Origin of the sequence: Vreelandella sp. F11 (assembly GCF_042466685.1) — a bacterium.
Lineage (GTDB): Bacteria > Pseudomonadota > Gammaproteobacteria > Pseudomonadales > Halomonadaceae > Vreelandella.
Genome location: NZ_CP170448.1, coordinates 4,552,183 through 4,568,210, shown reverse-complemented (window position 1 = coordinate 4,568,210; position 16,028 = coordinate 4,552,183). Strand labels below are relative to the sequence as shown.

Annotated in this window: 16 protein-coding genes; 4 read left to right on the top strand and 12 right to left on the bottom strand. The window is 54.7% G+C overall.

From position 1 onward, the window contains the following. Positions 1-37 precede the first annotated feature (37 nt). Positions 38-1,285: an ammonium transporter gene (locus tag ACFIOZ_RS20810; protein ID WP_211594470.1), complete on the top strand. Its 1,248-nt coding sequence runs from the start codon at positions 38-40 to the stop codon at positions 1,283-1,285. 181 nt (positions 1,286-1,466) lie between these two features. Next, a complete protein-coding gene (gene glnK / locus ACFIOZ_RS20805; RefSeq protein ID WP_211594469.1) occupies positions 1,467-1,805 on the top strand; it encodes a P-II family nitrogen regulator in 339 nt (112 codons plus the stop codon). A gap of 141 nt (positions 1,806-1,946) precedes the next feature. Here the strand turns inward: glnK and ACFIOZ_RS20800 are convergent, their stop codons facing one another. Beyond that, entirely contained in the window at positions 1,947-2,723 is a 777-nt protein-coding gene (locus tag ACFIOZ_RS20800) for a ferredoxin--NADP reductase (RefSeq protein ID WP_007112363.1), read from the bottom strand. A 180-nt stretch (positions 2,724-2,903) separates the two neighbouring features. On the opposite strand from ACFIOZ_RS20800, the gene ACFIOZ_RS20795 reads away from it, so the two are divergent. Further along, positions 2,904-3,830, top strand: coding sequence for a LysR family transcriptional regulator (locus ACFIOZ_RS20795; protein ID WP_088700197.1), 927 nt, complete (start codon positions 2,904-2,906; stop codon positions 3,828-3,830). A 4-nt stretch (positions 3,831-3,834) separates the two neighbouring features. Here ACFIOZ_RS20795 and ACFIOZ_RS20790 read toward each other — a convergent pair whose 3' ends face one another. From ACFIOZ_RS20790 to phnD, 9 genes are all read right to left on the bottom strand, one after another. Continuing rightward, complete coding sequence (locus ACFIOZ_RS20790) at positions 3,835-5,691, bottom strand: methyl-accepting chemotaxis protein (RefSeq protein WP_386080969.1); 1,857 nt, start codon at positions 5,689-5,691, stop codon at positions 3,835-3,837. A gap of 252 nt (positions 5,692-5,943) precedes the next feature. Next, positions 5,944-7,965 (bottom strand): methyl-accepting chemotaxis protein, encoded by a 2,022-nt coding sequence (locus tag ACFIOZ_RS20785; protein ID WP_386080967.1) that lies wholly within the window; start codon positions 7,963-7,965, stop codon positions 5,944-5,946. After that, positions 7,934-8,056 (bottom strand): hypothetical protein, encoded by a 123-nt coding sequence (locus ACFIOZ_RS20780; RefSeq protein WP_386080965.1) that lies wholly within the window; start codon positions 8,054-8,056, stop codon positions 7,934-7,936. Before ACFIOZ_RS20780 ends, ACFIOZ_RS20785 begins: the two co-directional genes overlap by 32 nt. Positions 8,057-8,075: 19 nt before the next feature. After that, a complete protein-coding gene (locus ACFIOZ_RS20775) occupies positions 8,076-9,947 on the bottom strand; it encodes a methyl-accepting chemotaxis protein (protein ID WP_386080963.1) in 1,872 nt (623 codons plus the stop codon). A gap of 125 nt (positions 9,948-10,072) precedes the next feature. After that, complete coding sequence (locus ACFIOZ_RS20770; RefSeq protein ID WP_211594466.1) at positions 10,073-10,501, bottom strand: host attachment protein; 429 nt, start codon at positions 10,499-10,501, stop codon at positions 10,073-10,075. A gap of 92 nt (positions 10,502-10,593) precedes the next feature. Beyond that, positions 10,594-11,403 carry a phosphonate ABC transporter, permease protein PhnE gene (phnE, locus tag ACFIOZ_RS20765; protein WP_211594465.1) on the bottom strand — a complete coding sequence of 270 codons (810 nt, stop codon included), beginning with the start codon at positions 11,401-11,403 and terminating at the stop codon, positions 10,594-10,596. Further along, complete coding sequence (gene phnE / locus ACFIOZ_RS20760) at positions 11,397-12,209, bottom strand: phosphonate ABC transporter, permease protein PhnE (RefSeq protein ID WP_386080960.1); 813 nt, start codon at positions 12,207-12,209, stop codon at positions 11,397-11,399. The genes phnE (ACFIOZ_RS20765) and phnE (ACFIOZ_RS20760) overlap by 7 nt, the downstream gene beginning before the upstream one ends. Continuing rightward, positions 12,196-12,993 (bottom strand): phosphonate ABC transporter ATP-binding protein, encoded by a 798-nt coding sequence (phnC, locus tag ACFIOZ_RS20755; protein ID WP_226250855.1) that lies wholly within the window; start codon positions 12,991-12,993, stop codon positions 12,196-12,198. The genes phnE (ACFIOZ_RS20760) and phnC overlap by 14 nt, the downstream gene beginning before the upstream one ends. 56 nt (positions 12,994-13,049) lie before the next feature. Then, positions 13,050-14,042 (bottom strand): phosphate/phosphite/phosphonate ABC transporter substrate-binding protein, encoded by a 993-nt coding sequence (gene phnD, locus ACFIOZ_RS20750; protein ID WP_386080958.1) that lies wholly within the window; start codon positions 14,040-14,042, stop codon positions 13,050-13,052. 173 nt (positions 14,043-14,215) lie between these two features. Between phnD and ACFIOZ_RS20745 the strand changes: the two genes are divergently transcribed. Next, on the top strand, positions 14,216-14,809 hold the full coding sequence (locus ACFIOZ_RS20745; RefSeq protein WP_386080957.1) for a histidine phosphatase family protein: 594 nt from the start codon (positions 14,216-14,218) through the stop codon (positions 14,807-14,809). On the opposite strand, the gene ACFIOZ_RS20740 is transcribed toward ACFIOZ_RS20745, so the two are convergent. Together ACFIOZ_RS20740 and ACFIOZ_RS20735 are read right to left on the bottom strand one after the other, a co-directional pair. Further along, positions 14,806-15,201 carry a RidA family protein gene (locus tag ACFIOZ_RS20740; RefSeq protein WP_386080955.1) on the bottom strand — a complete coding sequence of 132 codons (396 nt, stop codon included), beginning with the start codon at positions 15,199-15,201 and terminating at the stop codon, positions 14,806-14,808. The genes ACFIOZ_RS20745 and ACFIOZ_RS20740 overlap by 4 nt on opposite strands. Positions 15,202-15,287: 86 nt before the next feature. After that, a complete protein-coding gene (locus tag ACFIOZ_RS20735; protein ID WP_386084148.1) occupies positions 15,288-16,016 on the bottom strand; it encodes an amino acid ABC transporter ATP-binding protein in 729 nt (242 codons plus the stop codon). Positions 16,017-16,028: the final 12 nt, after the last annotated feature.

Here is a 16,028-nt window from a genome sequence, read left to right as displayed (position 1 = left end):
TTTCGGATCATTTCTATAGTTCAACGGGGAACTTACAATGAATGAGTTGACTGATCTGAGCTACGCGCTCGATACGTTCTACTTTCTAATCTGCGGTGTGCTCGTCATGTGGATGGCGGCAGGCTTCTCCATGTTAGAAGCGGGCTTAGTACGCTCTAAAAACACCGCTGAAATCCTGACCAAGAATATCGCGCTGTTCGCCATTGCCTGCACCATGTATTTGCTGGTGGGCTACTACATCATGTACTCCAGCAGTGCCGGTGGCTTCCTGCCTAATCTGGGCTTCTTGATTGGTGCGGAAAACAGCGTTGATGCAGTGACTGCTGGGGGTGATGACGCACCTTACTACTCCATGCGCTCAGATTTCTTCTTCCAGGTTGTATTCGTAGCAACGGCCATGTCGATTGTGTCGGGTGCTGTGGCTGAGCGTATGAAACTGTGGGCCTTCCTGGCCTTCGCTGTCGTCATGACCGCGTTTATCTATCCGGTGTCTGGCTACTGGACTTGGGGTGGCGGCTGGTTGTCTGAAGTGGGCTACTCTGACTATGCGGGTTCAGGCATTGTGCACCTTGCCGGTGCGGCGGCTGCGCTAGCGGGTGTGATCGTGCTAGGCCCCCGTAAAGGCAAATACGGTAAAGATGGTTCTATCCACGCTATTCCCGGTGCCAACATGCCGCTGGCAACGCTGGGTACCTTCATTCTGTGGATGGGCTGGTTCGGCTTCAATGGCGGTTCCGAGCTCAAACTGGCGGCCGTCGATTCTGCAAACAACGTGGCGCAAGTGTTTGTGAATACCAACGCTGCGGCGGCAGGTGGTGTTATTGCAGCACTAATTCTGGCCAAACTGTGGTTCCGTAAAGCAGACCTAACCATGGCGCTGAACGGTGCGCTGGCGGGCTTAGTCGCTATTACCGCTGATCCGCTTTCTCCGACTGCCCTAGGCGCGACCATTATCGGTGCGATTGGTGGCATCATCGTCGTGGCAGCCATCGTCACCCTTGATAAAGTGAAGCTGGATGATCCTGTCGGTGCGATCTCGGTTCACGGCGTTGTCGGTATCTGGGGTGTGCTGGCAGTACCGTTGAATAACGACGGTGCATCATTCGGTGCTCAGATCATCGGTATCGCCGGTATCTTTGGTTGGGTCTTCCTGGCAAGCCTTGTGGTCTGGCTAATCCTGAAAGCCATTATGGGTATTCGGGTTAGCGAAGAAGAAGAGTATGAAGGCGTCGATATCGCAGAGTGTGGTCTTGAAGCCTACCCCGAATTTGGTGTCAAAAAGTAATTTAGAAAGTAATTTGATGCTGACCTAGTGAGCTGGCGTGCTCCTTCTGGCCTCCCCTTAGTGGGAGGCTTTTTTATTCTCTGCCGATAGCGGTGTATGCTGGTAGTTAGCGGTCATCGGTTGCGCATACGCAGCCGTTCAACCCGACTCCATCACGGCCACCCAGTTAGAGGATATGGTAATGAAATTGATCACAGCGATTATCAAGCCGTTTAAGCTCGACGATGTGCGCGAGTCACTCTCCGATATCGGCGTTCAAGGTATTACGGTGACGGAAGTGAAAGGCTTTGGTCGCCAGAAAGGGCATACTGAGCTGTATCGCGGCGCTGAGTATGTGGTGGACTTCCTGCCCAAGGTGAAGCTGGAAGTTGCCGTGGACGACGATATGGCCGAGCAGGTGATTGATGCCATCACCCAGGTGGCGAACACGGGTAAAATCGGTGACGGCAAAATCTTTGTGATGCAGCTAGAGCAGGTGATCCGTATCCGTACTGGTGAAACCGGTAAAGACGCGGTTTAGGTTTGTGAGGGGTGAGGTGTGAAGGGTGAGGTGTGAGTAGTGCCTAGTAGACAAAGCCCCTGGGGAGTGCATCCACAGGGGCCTTAATCATAAGGTGATGGTGACCATTGCCTATTCACCTCACCTCTCACTTCTCACCCCTCACTTCTCAACAAAGGCACGCTCAATCACATAGTCCCCCGGCTCACCCATGCGCGGCGAGATGTTCAGGCCCAGCTCGTCGAGCAGTGCGCTGGTATCGTCAAGCATAGCGGGGCTACCGCAGATCATTGCGCGGTCTTGGCGCGGGTCGATGGGCGGTAGTCCGGTATCTTCAAACAGCTTACCCGTACGAATATGGTCGGTCAGGCGCCCCATGGTATGGAACTCTTCACGCGTAACGGTCGGGTAGTAGACCAGCTTTTCAGCGATATCTTCACCCAGGTATTCATGAGCTGGCAGCTCTTTGGTAATAAAGTCGGCATAGGCGAGCTCAGAGACTTCCCGTACACCGTGAACCAGCACCACCTTTTCGAAGCGCTCGTATACTTCAGGATCCTGGATCAAACTCATAAACGGTGCCAAGCCGGTACCGGTAGAGAGCATGTAGAGGTTACGGCCCGGCAGTAGGTCATCGCATACCAGCGTGCCCGTGGGCTTGCGGCTGACCATAATCTGATCGCCTACTTTCAGGTGCTGAAGGCGTGAAGTGAGCGGGCCGTCGGGTACTTTAATGCTGAAGAACTCAAGGTGGTCTTCGTAGTTGGGGCTGGCAATGGAGTAAGCGCGCATCAGCGGCTTGCCATTCACTTCCAAACCAATCATCACAAACTGACCGGTTTTGAAACGCAGGCTGCGCTCGCGGGTGGTGCGGAAGCTGAACAGGGTATCGTTCCAGTGATGAACGCTAAGCACTTCTTCCAGAGCAAACTTACTCATGCCGTTTTCTCCATTAGTCGATGCTGGCGCTAGTCCGCATCGGTCATATTCTTAAAAAGAATAAAAATGATTAAATATGTTGCCAGCAAGTCTAAGCAATGCGTGGTATATCTGTTAAGCGAATTATATTGATAACGGTTATCTGAAAAATAGATATAGATCAAATATAGGTCAGACGCTATGCACTACACCCTGCGGCAGTTGGAAGTCTTTGTGGCGGTTGCTCAGCATGAGAGCGTCTCCCATGCGGCGCGTGCACTGGCCATGTCTCAGTCGGCGACCAGCACGGCGCTTGCGGAGCTTGAGCGGCAGTTCGACTGCCAACTACTGGATCGGATCGGGAAACGCCTAAAACTCAACGCACTCGGTTTTCAGCTATTGCCCAAAGCGGTGGCGCTTCTTGACCGTGGTGAAGAGATTGAAGAGCTTCTGCGCGGTCAAAAAGGAGTTGGCACGCTTGATGTAGGCGCTACGCTAACTATCGGTAACTATTTGGCGACACTGCTCATTAGCGATTTTATGCAGCGTCATCCGGGGAGTCGTGTGCGGTTAGCGGTACGCAATACCCGCCATATTATCGAAGGCGTGCGCCAGCACTCGCTGGATTTAGGCTTGATCGAGGGACAGTGCGACGATGACATGATCATCAGCCAGCCCTGGGTCGAAGATGAGCTGTGCGTGTTTTGCTCGCCGCGGCACCCACTGGCAGGCCGCGAGCATCTTGAGCTTGAGCAATTGCTGCGTGAAGACTGGATAATGCGTGAAGAGGGATCCGGTACGCGTATGACTCTGGAGCACGCCGCCCGCCACCGCCGCAGCCGTTTTAACACCCTGCTGGAGCTAGAGCATACGGAAGGTATTAAGCGTGCCGTGGAGTCGGGGTTGGGGATCGGCTGTGTCTCGCGCCTGGCGCTGCGTGATGCCTTCCGGCGGGGTAGCTTGGTGCCGCTGCCCACGCCGGAGTTGGATCTAAAGCGTCAGTTCACGTTTATTTGGCACCGGCATAAATACCTCACCACCGGCGTGCGCGAATTCCTGCGTCTGTGCCGTGAAATGACTGCCGGGGCCAAGCGCAGTGATGATATAGCGCTACCGCCGATTCCTTAATTCCTCAGAACGATGGCAACGCTTGGGTGGACTTTAACGTGAGCGGAGCCGGTGGGTTTTGAGACAGCTTGAAGCTGCCTATGGTGACCGCTAAATGGTCGGCCTGCTCTTTCAACTGCTCAGCAGCGGTCGTGGACTCTTCCACCATGGCCGCGTTCTCCTGAGTCATGCGATCCAGCTCTGCAACAGCGATGTTGACTTGATTAATGCCCTCGCTTTGCTCGCTGGTGGCCGCATTGATCTCTTCGAGGACATCGGTCACACGGGTAATGTGCGCGACGATATCCTGCATGGTGGCGCCAGCGTTGCGCACGAGCGTGGTGCCGTTATTGACCTTGCTTTGGGAATCTTCAATCAGTTTCTGGATATCGTTGGCCGCTTCACTGCTGCGCCCGGCCAGCTTACGTACCTCATCGGCCACCACGGCAAAGCCGCGACCATGCTCACCCGCCCGGGCGGCTTCCACTGAGGCGTTGAGCGCCAGCAGGTTGGTCTGGAACGAGATGCTGTTCATTAAGGTGACGATTTCACCGATCTTATCCGACGCGTGAGTAATGTCTTCCATGGTGGTCACGACGTTTGCGACAACCTTCCCGCCTTCGTTGGCGACCTCTGAGGCGGTCTGAGAAAGCTTGTTGGCTTCTTTGGCGGACGCCGCCGTGTGTTGAACCGTACTGGTAATCTCTTCAATCGAAGCAGACGTTTGCTGCAGGCTAGCGGCGGCGTTATCGGTGCGACGGGATAAATCCTGGCCACCCATCGCGATCTCATTGGCAGCGTGGTGAACCGACTCGCTGCTGGTGCGTACATCGATTAATACCGCTTCCATTTTGCTCACGAAGCGGTTGAAGGCGCCGCTTATCTGGGCTACTTCATCGCGGCCTTGCTCCGGTAGTCGGCGGGTCAGGTCGCCCTCGCCGCTAGCGATGTCATCTAGGGCATCCCGTGCCCGTTCGAGACCGGCGAAGGTTCGTTTGAGCCATAGGCTGAGCAACAGAGCCGTCACGGCGATAATAACCAGCAGCGTGATCAGTGAAGAGTGGAGAATGGCGCGCAGGCCGGCAGTCGCTTCATATTCATCTAGCGCCACGCCAAGTTCCCAATCGGTACCGGCGATGGGGGAGGCCGATAGCCGTTTGGTTTGGCCGTCGACCTGGATAGGCTCCCAGGCGTCTCTTGTAGCGCTCAACCGTTCGAGAACGGCAGGGGTCAAGGTCTCGCTGACCTGGCTCAAGGGTTTGAGCGTCAGCGCTGTATCAGGATGCGCGATCAGCGTCTCGCCGCCACTGCTCAGAAAAGCGAAACTCGAGGGCGTTGGTTGAATAGCGTTGACCTGATTGACCAGATTATCGATCGCTACATCTCCGCCGACCACGCCATACAGGCGACCCTCACGCTTGACCGGTGTAGCGAAGGTAACCACCAAGCGATTGCTGTTGGCATCCACATAGGGCAGCGAGACGATAGTGCTATCCTCATCCATAGCTGCCTGGTACCAGTCGCGCTGGCGTGGGTCATAGTCATTGGGTGGTATCCAGCCATCGGAAGAAAGATGGCTGCCATCGGTTTGGCCATAAAAGGCCGCTATGAATCCGCCTGAATCGGCTAACTGTTTTAGCGGCTCAAGAGGAGCATTATCGAGCACGGGCGCGCGAGCAGCTTCCAACATAGCGGCACGGGCAGATACCCATTCCTCAATGGCCAGGGCGTTACCCTGTACGATGGAGGCCTGTTGCCGAGTTATCTGCTGCTCATTGTGAGCCTGCAAGGTCAGATAGCTGACGGAGGCGTTGATGATCAGAGCCAGCGTGATGACCACCAACGTGATCATCAGGATGCGCAAGCGTAGGGACGACAGCATTAAGAAAGTCTCGCTATTCAGGGAAAATAAGGTCAGACGTTGACCGCTTGGTAAGTAATATCTGCTGTCATGCTATCGGCACCGATAGATACGACTTTAGGCGTATGCGTCAGTTCGTGTAGCTAGAGGTTCGCAAGGGAAAAGATACGCGCTGGAGTAAACCGAATTAACGTGGGATGGATAACGGAGTAGGGGCCTCAAAAAGAGGCCCCTATAGGTAGGATATAGCGCTACCACCGATTCCTTAATCCCTCAAAAAGATGGCAACGCTTGGGTGGACTTTAACGTTAGCGGAGCCGGTGGGTGTTGAGCCAGTTTGAAACTGCCTATGGTGACCGCTAAATGGTCGGCCTGCTCTTTCAACTGCTCGGCAGCGGTCGTGGACTCTTCCACCATGGCCGCGTTCTCCTGGGTCATACGATCCAGCTCGGCAACAGCGATGTTGACTTGTTTGATACCTTCGCTTTGCTCGCTGGTGGCGGCGTTGATCTCCTCCAGAACATCGGTCACACGAGTAATATGCGCCACGATCTCCTGCATGGTAGACCCTGCATTGCGCACCAACGTGGTGCCGTTATTGACCTTGCTTTGGGAGTCCTCAATCAGTTTTTGGATATCGTTGGCCGCTTCGCTACTGCGCCCAGCCAGCTTGCGCACCTCGTCCGCCACTACGGCAAAACCGCGACCATGCTCACCCGCCCGGGCCGCTTCCACTGAGGCGTTAAGCGCCAGCAGATTGGTCTGGAACGAGATGCTGTTCATAAGCGTGACAATTTCACCGATCTTATCCGATGCCTGGGTAATGTCTTCCATGGTAGTGACCACATTCGCCACGACTTGCCCGCCTTCTCTGGCTACTTCTGAGGCGGTCTGAGACAGTTTATTGGCTTCTTTGGCCGAAGCCGCCGTGTGTTGAACCGTGCTGGTGATTTCCTCGATCGAGGCAGAGGTCTGCTGCAGGCTAGCGGCGGCATTATCGGTTCGGCGGGACAAGTCCTGGCCCCCCATGGCGATCTCATTGGCCGCATGGTGAACGGACTCACTGCTGGTGCGTACGTCAACCAGTACATCGTGGATCTTGACTGCAAAGGCATTGAACTGAATCGCTAGCTCTGCTCCTTCGTCGCGTCCACGCACCGGCAGCCGCTGGGTTAAATCGCCATCCCCAGAGGCGATTTCGCGCATGCGATCGGCCAGTTGCTTCAGCGGGCGGGAGATACTGCTACCCAGTAGCCAACTGGCAATCAGGCCCAGAAAGGCGATAACCAGACCCATGCCAATCATACCGAGTGTTGCTGTTTCGCGCTGGCTTTCCATTTGCGCTTGCAAGTCATTGAGGCCGGCAAGCACGGCGCTTTCCGGCAGGCGAATCATCAATACCCAGGGGTTACCACTCTCATCGATGGAAAAGGGCCAGTAAAGTTCGGTCATGCCCTGCTCCGTGTCGAGCCTACGCACTCTCTCTCCCTGCTGCGCCTGAGCGATGCCAGCCTGGAGGTTAGAGTCGAGAACGTTTTCAACATTCTTACCTAGCAGGTCAGGCGAGCTGGTATAGGCCGCCAAAGCACCTTGAGAGGCGATCAGACCGATTTCTCCAGCGCCGTCGTAGAGCGACTGATTGGCCTCTTCCAGCAGCCCCTGAATAAATTCAACAGACAGGTCAACGCCGGCGCTACCGCGAAACTCATCGTCTACCAGGATGGGCGCATTAAACGAAGTAACCAGTAATATCTCGCCGTTATAATCGTATAGGTGTGGGTCGACAACACAGCTACGCTTCGTTTCTTTGGTGCATAGATAGTACTCCCCGCGCCGAATGCCATCGGCATCGCGCTCCTGGTTTTCCATGTCGCTACCCAGCGCCAAGACTTCAATAGCGCCGCTTTCGGTGCGGTACCACCACGGCATAAAGCGGCCATCGGGGCCATAGCCTTGGTCTTCACGCCCCGTATAGAGCGCATCATTACCAAAGGCATTGGGCTCCCAACCAATAAAAGCGTCAAGCAGTCCGCTATTATCCACTACCGTTTGACGCACAAGCATCGAAAGCTCGCGGCGGCTCATGCTCATTAAAGGCCGCCCGTTTTCGTCCTCCTGGCCTAACATGGCATTGGTGTTGGCTAGGCTAGTGGCAAGCGTCAGAGCGTGTTCGAGCTCTCCTTTGATTTCTTCGGTTTGGGCTGAGGCGATCGCCGTAAGACGCGCTTCGATGTTGCGTTCGAGTAATTCCTTCGTCTGATTTTCAACCAGTGCCTGGGGAGCGCGCGTTGGCAATCACCGAATAGATGACCAGTGCAGCAACCACCAGCAGGATACAGCCACCGACCAGCGTGGCAATGAGGGTGCGGACGGACTTAAAGTTCATTGTCGTTGATCTCTTTAGGCTAGGTAACCGCATACTGTGGAAGGGAAGTGGGCGCCATAAGACGGCCATCCTGGGGCACTGAACTGCTTGACAGAGTGAAAGCCCCCACGGTGCTAGCCAAGTGGTCAGCCTGTTCTTTCAATTGCTCAGCAGCGGTAGTGGACTCCTCCACCATGGCAGCATTCTCCTGAGTCATGCGATCAAGCTCGGCAACGGCAATATTGACTTGATTAATGCCATCACTCTGCTCGCTGGTGGCCGCGTTGATTTCCTCCAATACATCGGTTACACGGGTAATGTGCGCCACGATATCCTGCATGGTGGCGCCAGCATTGCGTACGAGCGTGGTGCCGTTATTCACCTTGCTCTGTGAATCCTCAATCAGTTTCTGGATGTCGTTGGCTGCTTCGCTACTACGTCCGGCCAGTTTGCGTACCTCGTCAGCTACCACGGCAAAGCCACGGCCATGTTCACCTGCCCGAGCGGCTTCCACTGAGGCATTAAGCGCCAGCAGGTTGGTCTGAAATGAAATGCTGTTCATTAACGTCACAATGTCGCCAATTTTGTCAGACGCTTGGGTAATGTCTTCCATGGTGGTGACCACATTCGCCACGACTTTTCCGCCTTCGTTCGCTACTTCAGAGGCAGTTTGGGAAAGCTTATTGGCCTCTTTTGCGGATGCTGCCGTGTGTTGAACCGTGCTGGTGATTTCCTCTATCGATGCAGAGGTCTGCTGTAGGCTAGCGGCAGCGTTGTCCGTACGGCGGGATAAGTCCTGACCACCCATGGCAATTTCGTTAGCCGCGTGGTGAACGGATTCACTACTTGAGCGCACATCAATTAAGACGGCTTCCATTTTGCTTACAAATCGGTTGAATGCTTTGGCAATTTGAGTGACCTCATCGTTGCCCTCTTCAGGCAACCGCCGGGTTAAGTCACCTTCGCCAGAGGCGATGTTATTCATCGCGTCGCGTGCCACTAGCAAACGCCGCAGCAGCAAAGTAAGCAGCAGGCCAAACAAGACAGCAGTGACGGCAGCGACAACCAGTAGTGTCACAATTGAGGTGGTGGCGATAGCTCGTAGGCCTGCGGTGGCTTCAGCTTCATCCATGGCAACGACTAACTGCCAGCCGCTGTCACCACCCACATGGCTGCCCATGAGTAGCTTATCGCTGTTTTGCAGCGAAAGTGCTTGGGGCTCATCTGCTTGGGTGATTTGGTTTAGACGGGTGTGAGTCAGGTCATTGCTCAACCGCGTTGAAGGTTCAAGCGTTAATTGCGCGTCGGGGTGGGCAACCAGGGTGCCGTCGTCAGTGGTGAGAAAGGCAAAGCTTGACTCTGTGGGGGCGATACCACTGACGATCTCAATAACATCAGTGATCGCAATGTCAGCCCCGATCACGGCGGCCAGCTGTCCATTACGATAAAAGGGGCGTGCAAAGGTAACGATCAGCCCGCCTGATTGCGCATCTACATAAGGTGCCGTGATAACCGTGTCCCGGGCCTCGTTTGCGCCTTTGTACCAGGGCCGCTGGCGAGGATCGTAATCACTGGGGGGCTGCCATCCATCGGAGAAAATAGCGTCTGGCGTGGAGGGATAGGCAATGTAGGTGCTCATGAAGCTGCCTGAAGCAGCCAACTGGCGCAGTGCGGCAAGTGGGGCATCGCTATTAACTGCATCTTCCATACTGGCGAGCATGGTATAGCGTGCGCTAAACCATTCATTAATTGCCTGTGTATTTCCTTTCACTACGGCGCTGAGGTTCTGGCTTACTTGTTGGTTATTATGGTGTTTAACGGTGCTATAGCTGGCAACACCATTAATGACTAGGGCAAGGGTAATGAGGGCCAAGGCGGCAAGTAGGATTCGGGCTCTTAAGGATGCAAGCATAGTCGCTCTCTGGGTCGAAGTTTGTATCAGCGCGTTGTGACCGCACAAGATAAAAGGGAGACCCTTCAGCTATCGACGAGAGCGACTTTTCCTTTAGCTATAAGGTTTAATTATCGTTTAACAGCCTAGCGTAGGTCGCTAACAGCATGTTGGATGTCGTCCAATGAGGCTTTGCTGAGGTCTTTCGAGAGGGAGTGAATAACAAGCTTTTGAGTTGGGCCATCAAGCTTTTCACGCAGCAGACCCAAAAATTTAGGCGGCGCCACCATAATGAGTTTTTCCATACTGTTGCCTACTCGAGCATTGTAAAGTCGCTGAGCGACCTCCTTCGCAAACAGCTCGTTTTCGTGCTTAGTTGCCGTTCCCTCTTCGCCAGCCGAGCGGGAGGTAGTGGACATCGACTCGTGCACATCGCCACGACCATCTGTAACCAAGTCACCTTCGTGTAGGCGTCCTTCAGCGTGAACCAAACTCTCTTTCTCCGCTAGCGTTAAAGCATCACGGGTAAAAATACGTGCGCGAGCGGCGTCGGCTACCACGATATAGGTTGTCATCGCTGTGCATACTCCATGTCGTTGATGGTCATCTAACCATGGCAAGCGTTAGGCAATAGGTCAAACGCTTACCATGGTTTAAACACAGTGGGTCAAAGCACTTTGCTGCGCAGAAGGCTGGTGATTGCTTCACCGATCAGCACCAGTACGATGATCGCCATTAAAATGGTGGCTACGGTGGGCCAGGCGAAGGTGTCAATCGCGCCCTGCAAAATAACGCCGATACCCCCGGCGCCCACTAGCCCAAGCACCGTCGATTCGCGGATATTGATATCCCAGCGCAAGATGACGATCGCAAAAAACGCAGGCATGACTTGAGGCACAATCGCGTAGGCGACCACTTTGGCCTTGGAAGCGCCGGTGGCTTCCATGGCCTCTACAGGGCGTCGATCAATCTCTTCAATCGCTTCTCCCATCAGCTTGCCGATAAAGCCAATGGAGCGAAAAACGATAGCGAGAATGCCTGCCAATACGCCGGGGCCAAAAATGGCCACGAACAGCAGTGCCCAAATGATCGTATTCACCGACCGGCTTGAGACCAAAATAAACCGGCCCAGCCACAGGCAGGCGCGGTTGGGCGTAGTGTTTTGGGCAGCCATATACGCCACTGGCAAGGCGAGAAAAATTGTGAGGAACGTTGCCAGGGTGGCGATATGCACGGTTTCCATCAGGGCATTGAGAATGCCACTCAGCCCGGCTGCGCTTGGCGGCCACATGCGGGCCCCGAGACCGGATATCTGGTTGGGTGCATCCCAAACCCAGGGCCAGAAAATATCAATATCGCGTACCGCCCAAACCACTACCATCAACGTAGCTAGCAAAACGCCGTAACGGATCAGGCGCTGTTTGCGGTCATAGCGTTGCCAAACCCGGTCGGCAAGCTGCTGTGCGTGATCTACCATATTTTTTTCCTTACCCAGCCGCTAATACCTTCGCTGAGCAAAATGACCGCGATGATAATGAGCAGAATTGCGAAGGCAAAATCGTAGTCATAGCGTCCAAAGGCGTTCATTAGCGTGCCGCCAATACCGCCTGCCCCGACAATCCCGACCACTGCAGAAGCGCGCAGGTTGCTGTCTAGCTGGTACATGGAGAGCCCTACTTGGCGTGGCAGTATCTGTGGGAAAACGGCATAAAACAGAATTGCCACATACCCCGCACCAGCGGCTTTCATCGCCTCTACCTGTCCCCAATCAATCTCTTCTATCTCTTCGGCCAGCAGCTTTCCTACAAAGCCAATCGAGTAGAGGGTAAGGGTCAAAATGCCCGCCAGCGGGCCAAATCCCACCGCGGCAACAAACAGGATCGCTACGATCACCGGGTGAAAGCTGCGTGAAACGATGATCACAGCGCGGCCCACAATATAGATGGGCAGAGGAGCGATATTGCGGGCCGCCATCACGGCAAATGGGACCGACAAAAAGACACCCAGTAGGGTAGCCAAAATGGCGATTTGGAAGCTCTCTTTAAAGCCTGTCAGCAGCAGCTCGTAGCGCTCTAAGTTGGGCGGAAAGCCACCGCTAAAAATACGCGCTGCCCGGGGCAAACCTTCCGAGATACGCGCCCAGTTAAAGGGTAATGAGCCGAAGGCCCAGACCAAATAGACCGCCGCGACGATGATTATCCCGTAGCGTAGCAGCGGGTTCGCGATAAATGGCGGCTTTCTCCAGGTGCGGGGCGTCGTTGAAGAGGCCTCAGGCGGAGTCATGGGAGCGCTCCTCCGCAGACGGTTCGGTAATCGCATCGTCCGGTGCTTCAATGCCGCCGTAGATAGCGTCTAACGCATCTTTATTAAAGTCGGCAGGTAAACCATCAAAGATCATCTTGCCGTGGCGTAGGCCCACGATGCGTTCGGTGTAGGTTTTGGCCTGGGCAACGTTGTGGATATTGATCAACACCGGCAGCGATAGCTCGCTGGCCAGGCTTTGCAGCAGAATCATAATCTGCTCCGAAGTACGTGGGTCAAGCGAGGCGGTTGGCTCATCGGCAAGCAGCACCTCAGGCTCCTGCATGAGTGCACGCACAACGCCTACCCGCTGGCGCTCACCACCGGAGAGCTCATCAGCACGCTTGTTAGCGTAGTGGGCAATGCCCACCCGCTCCATCAGCACAAAGGCGCGCTCAACATCATCCTGGGGGTAGCGGCGGGAGATCGCCTGATAGAGATTGACGTAACCCAGCCGCCCGGCCAACACGTTCTCCATCACAGTTAAACGATCCAGCAGGTTAAAGCCCTGGAATACCATACCGATCTTGCGCCGCGCACGGCGCAATTCAGCACCTTTCAGGTTGACCAGTTCATTACCATTGAGCTTGATAGAGCCGGATGTCGGTTCTACCAAGCGATTGATACATCGCAACATGGTGCTTTTACCCGCACCCGAGGCACCTACGATAGAAACAACGCTGTTTCCCTCTACCTTGAGGTCAAGCCCTTTCAGCACGGCTTCATCGTGGCCATAGCGTTTGACCAGATTGGTAATTTCCAGCATGTGTCCGCTTCCATCGTCGAGACAATAACCGCACCGCCGGCGGCGGTGCGCTACGTTTACTCTTCCAAATTTTCGGGCGTATAGCTCACGTTATTGGCCGCTTGGATGGTACGAATCACCTTCCAGTTATCCTGGTAGTTGATGGGGATGAATTTTTCGACGCCCTCAAACTCTTCGCCTAGCTCGGTGCCGATAAAATCAAAGCTGAAGAAGGCTTCTTCAATTTTTTCGACCAGATCGGGGTGCAGGTTGTGCGCGTAATTGTACGAGGTGGTGGGGAAACGATCGGACTCAAATATCAGGCGCACGTCCTCTTCATCGTAAAGTCCGCGCGCCGCCATCCGCTCGACTACTTCGGAAGCGACCGGAGCCGCATCGTAGTCTTTAGCCACGACGCCCAGCATGGATTGGTCGTGGCTGCCCGAGTAGACCACTTCGTAATCTTCATCGGGAGTGATGCCGAGCTCAGGAAGCAGGGCGCGGGGCGCTAAGTTACCCGAGTTAGAGGTGGGGGAGGTGTGGGCGACGCGTTTACCTTTAAGGTCTTCAACGGCATGAATATCGGAGTCAACGTGGGTAAACAGTTGCAGGGTGTAACCAAATTGGCCGTCATCGGATCCCATTAATGCAAACGGCACGGCACCGGCCAAATTCACCGCAAAGGGTGTGGGGCCAGTGGAGAAACCGGCGATATGTAGCCGTCCGCTGCGCATGGCTTCAACTTGAGCCGCATTGGACTGTACCGCGAAGAAGCGTACATCCCTCTCGGTAACTTCTGATAAGTGATCGATAAAGGGCTGCCAGATATCTGAATAGATCGCCGGGTCTTCCACGGGCGTGTAAGCAAAAATGAGCGTATCAGGGTTGGCCCACTCAGACTCATCGGTGGGGCGATCGGCGACCATATCGCCATCTTCATCGCAGTAAATGGCATCCAGGTCGCCGCGTTCACACTCAGCGTGTGCCTGGGTCGATAGCAGGGCAAACGGTATCAGAGAGAGAGCGGTGAGCATTGCAAGGGGGCGCTTGCGGAAGAGCGAAGTTGCCATGGTAAGCCTCTTTTGTGCGTTATTGTTGTGTTCTTGCTATGGGTAAAGCACTTTTCTCTTCACTGCGTTTTGGCACTATCGAAAACGGGAAATGTTTCGTAAGTGGACATTCCGCGTGAAGAATGATTATTTTCGAAAATAGACACCTTCAATCTAGGGTTTGTGACGAACTTATGTCAAATACTTTACAGCCGCTCTCCGACCATTGGCGTAACTGCTACTTATTAATGCGCCATGGCCATAGCCAGGCCAATCAGCAGGGGGTAATTGTCAGCTCACCAGAGCGAGGGATAGAAAACTTCGGTCTTTCCGAGTATGGCGAGCAACAACTTGCCCAGCTCGTTGCCGATTGGCAGTGGCCTGTGCCGTCCCGCGTGGTGCATTCAGATTTTTTGCGCACTCGCCAAACTGCCGCTTATGTGGCCGCTAGGTTCGGATTAGTGCCCAGCGTGGATACGCGCTTGCGAGAGCGCCATTTTGGCGAATTAGAGGGGCAGGGAGACGATCGTTATCCCAGTATATGGGCTTTGGATGCCGAGGATGCCGAACATCGTCACTATCAGGTAGAGACGTTAAGTGGGGTGGCTAGCCGTATGCAGGCGGTGATAGCGGCGTGGGAACAGCAGGTTAGCGGTGAAACCATCCTGTTGGTGAGTCACGGCGACCCGCTACAGATTTTGTTAACGGCGCTGGCTAACAAGCCCCTTACCCAGCACCGTGAACAGCCCGCATTACTCCCCGCGAGCGTTACCCAAATAGGCGGTTAGGCGTTCTCGGCAGCAGGCGGTATCCAGGCAATCATATCGACTTCTACATCGGCGCCGCCCGCCAAGCCGGTCACCCCGATGCAGGTGCGGGTGGGCAACGGCTGGGGGAAGTAGCTGGCGTAGACCTTATTGACCTCGTCAAAGTGGCCCATATTGGTGATAAACACCCGCGACTGAACCACGTACTCGAAGGCGCTGCCAACTTCTTCCAACACAATCGCCAGGTTCTGCATCACCCGATGGGTTTGCTCGGTAAAGGTACCCAGCAGCATTTCGTTGGTTTCTGGCACTGTGGGCATCTGTCCGGTAATAAATACCAGGTCACCGACGCGGCAGGCGTGTGAGAAAGGCGCAATAGGCTGCGGCGCGCGGTCAATAAATAGCTTTTCCATTTTTTGTCTCTGTTGCGAAGATGGGCCTCAAACGAGGCCCATGATTGCTGACTTGTCCACAGCTGTTGTGTTGCTGGGGCTGTGGATTAATGGCCAAGAATCTGGCTTAAGAAGAGCTTAGTCCGCTCAGACTGCGGGTTGTTGAAGAACGGCTCCGGTGCATTCTCTTCAATGATTTGCCCCTGATCCATAAAGATTACCCGGTCAGCCACTTTCTTGGCGAAGCCCATTTCGTGGGTGACACAGATCATCGTCATGCCCTCTTCCGCCAGCTCCACCATCACGTCCAGCACCTCCTTGATCATCTCAGGATCAAGGGCAGAGGTGGGCTCATCAAACAGCATCACATCCGGATGCATACAGAGTGAGCGGGCAATCGCCACGCGCTGCTGCTGACCACCCGAAAGCTGCCCTGGGTATTTAGTCGCCTGTTCGGCAATGCGCACCCGCTCCAGGTACTCCATCGCCAGCGCTTCGGCCTCTTTGCGGGGTTTCTTTTGTACCCACATCGGTGCGATACAGCAGTTTTCCAGCACCGTTAAGTGAGGAAACAGGTTGAAGTGCTGAAACACCATGCCGACACTGCGGCGGATCTGTTCAATGCGCTTAACGTCTTGTGTCAGCGGTATACCACCGACCACGATTTCACCTTTTTGGTGCTCTTCAAGATGGTTAATGCAGCGAATCAGCGTTGATTTACCTGAGCCCGAAGGCCCGCAAACCACGATACGTTCACCGCGTTTTACTTCCAGGTAGATATCCCGCAGTACGTGAAAGTCGCCGTACCACTTGTTTACGTTGCGCATCTCGACCATCAGGTCAGAAGT

Excerpts from the sequence above, each read along its gene's own strand:
- ACFIOZ_RS20810 (WP_211594470.1), top strand. The coding sequence starts at position 38 with ATGAATGAGTTGACTGATCTGAGCTACGCGCTCGATACGTTCTACTTT.
- ACFIOZ_RS20735 (WP_386084148.1), bottom strand. The coding sequence starts at position 16,016 with ATGGTCGAGATGCGCAACGTAAACAAGTGGTACGGCGACTTTCACGTA.
- ACFIOZ_RS20775 (WP_386080963.1), bottom strand. The coding sequence starts at position 9,947 with ATGCTTGCATCCTTAAGAGCCCGAATCCTACTTGCCGCCTTGGCCCTC.
- phnE (WP_211594465.1), bottom strand. The coding sequence starts at position 11,403 with ATGGTAGATCACGCACAGCAGCTTGCCGACCGGGTTTGGCAACGCTAT.
- phnE (WP_386080960.1), bottom strand. The coding sequence starts at position 12,209 with ATGACTCCGCCTGAGGCCTCTTCAACGACGCCCCGCACCTGGAGAAAG.
- ACFIOZ_RS20745 (WP_386080957.1), top strand. The coding sequence starts at position 14,216 with ATGTCAAATACTTTACAGCCGCTCTCCGACCATTGGCGTAACTGCTAC.
- phnD (WP_386080958.1), bottom strand. The coding sequence starts at position 14,042 with ATGGCAACTTCGCTCTTCCGCAAGCGCCCCCTTGCAATGCTCACCGCT.
- ACFIOZ_RS20795 (WP_088700197.1), top strand. The coding sequence starts at position 2,904 with ATGCACTACACCCTGCGGCAGTTGGAAGTCTTTGTGGCGGTTGCTCAG.
- ACFIOZ_RS20800 (WP_007112363.1), bottom strand. The coding sequence starts at position 2,723 with ATGAGTAAGTTTGCTCTGGAAGAAGTGCTTAGCGTTCATCACTGGAAC.
- phnC (WP_226250855.1), bottom strand. The coding sequence starts at position 12,993 with ATGCTGGAAATTACCAATCTGGTCAAACGCTATGGCCACGATGAAGCC.
- ACFIOZ_RS20740 (WP_386080955.1), bottom strand. The coding sequence starts at position 15,201 with ATGGAAAAGCTATTTATTGACCGCGCGCCGCAGCCTATTGCGCCTTTC.
- ACFIOZ_RS20770 (WP_211594466.1), bottom strand. The coding sequence starts at position 10,501 with ATGACAACCTATATCGTGGTAGCCGACGCCGCTCGCGCACGTATTTTT.
- glnK (WP_211594469.1), top strand. The coding sequence starts at position 1,467 with ATGAAATTGATCACAGCGATTATCAAGCCGTTTAAGCTCGACGATGTG.
- ACFIOZ_RS20780 (WP_386080965.1), bottom strand. The coding sequence starts at position 8,056 with ATGAACTTTAAGTCCGTCCGCACCCTCATTGCCACGCTGGTCGGTGGC.
- ACFIOZ_RS20790 (WP_386080969.1), bottom strand. The coding sequence starts at position 5,691 with ATGCTGTCGTCCCTACGCTTGCGCATCCTGATGATCACGTTGGTGGTC.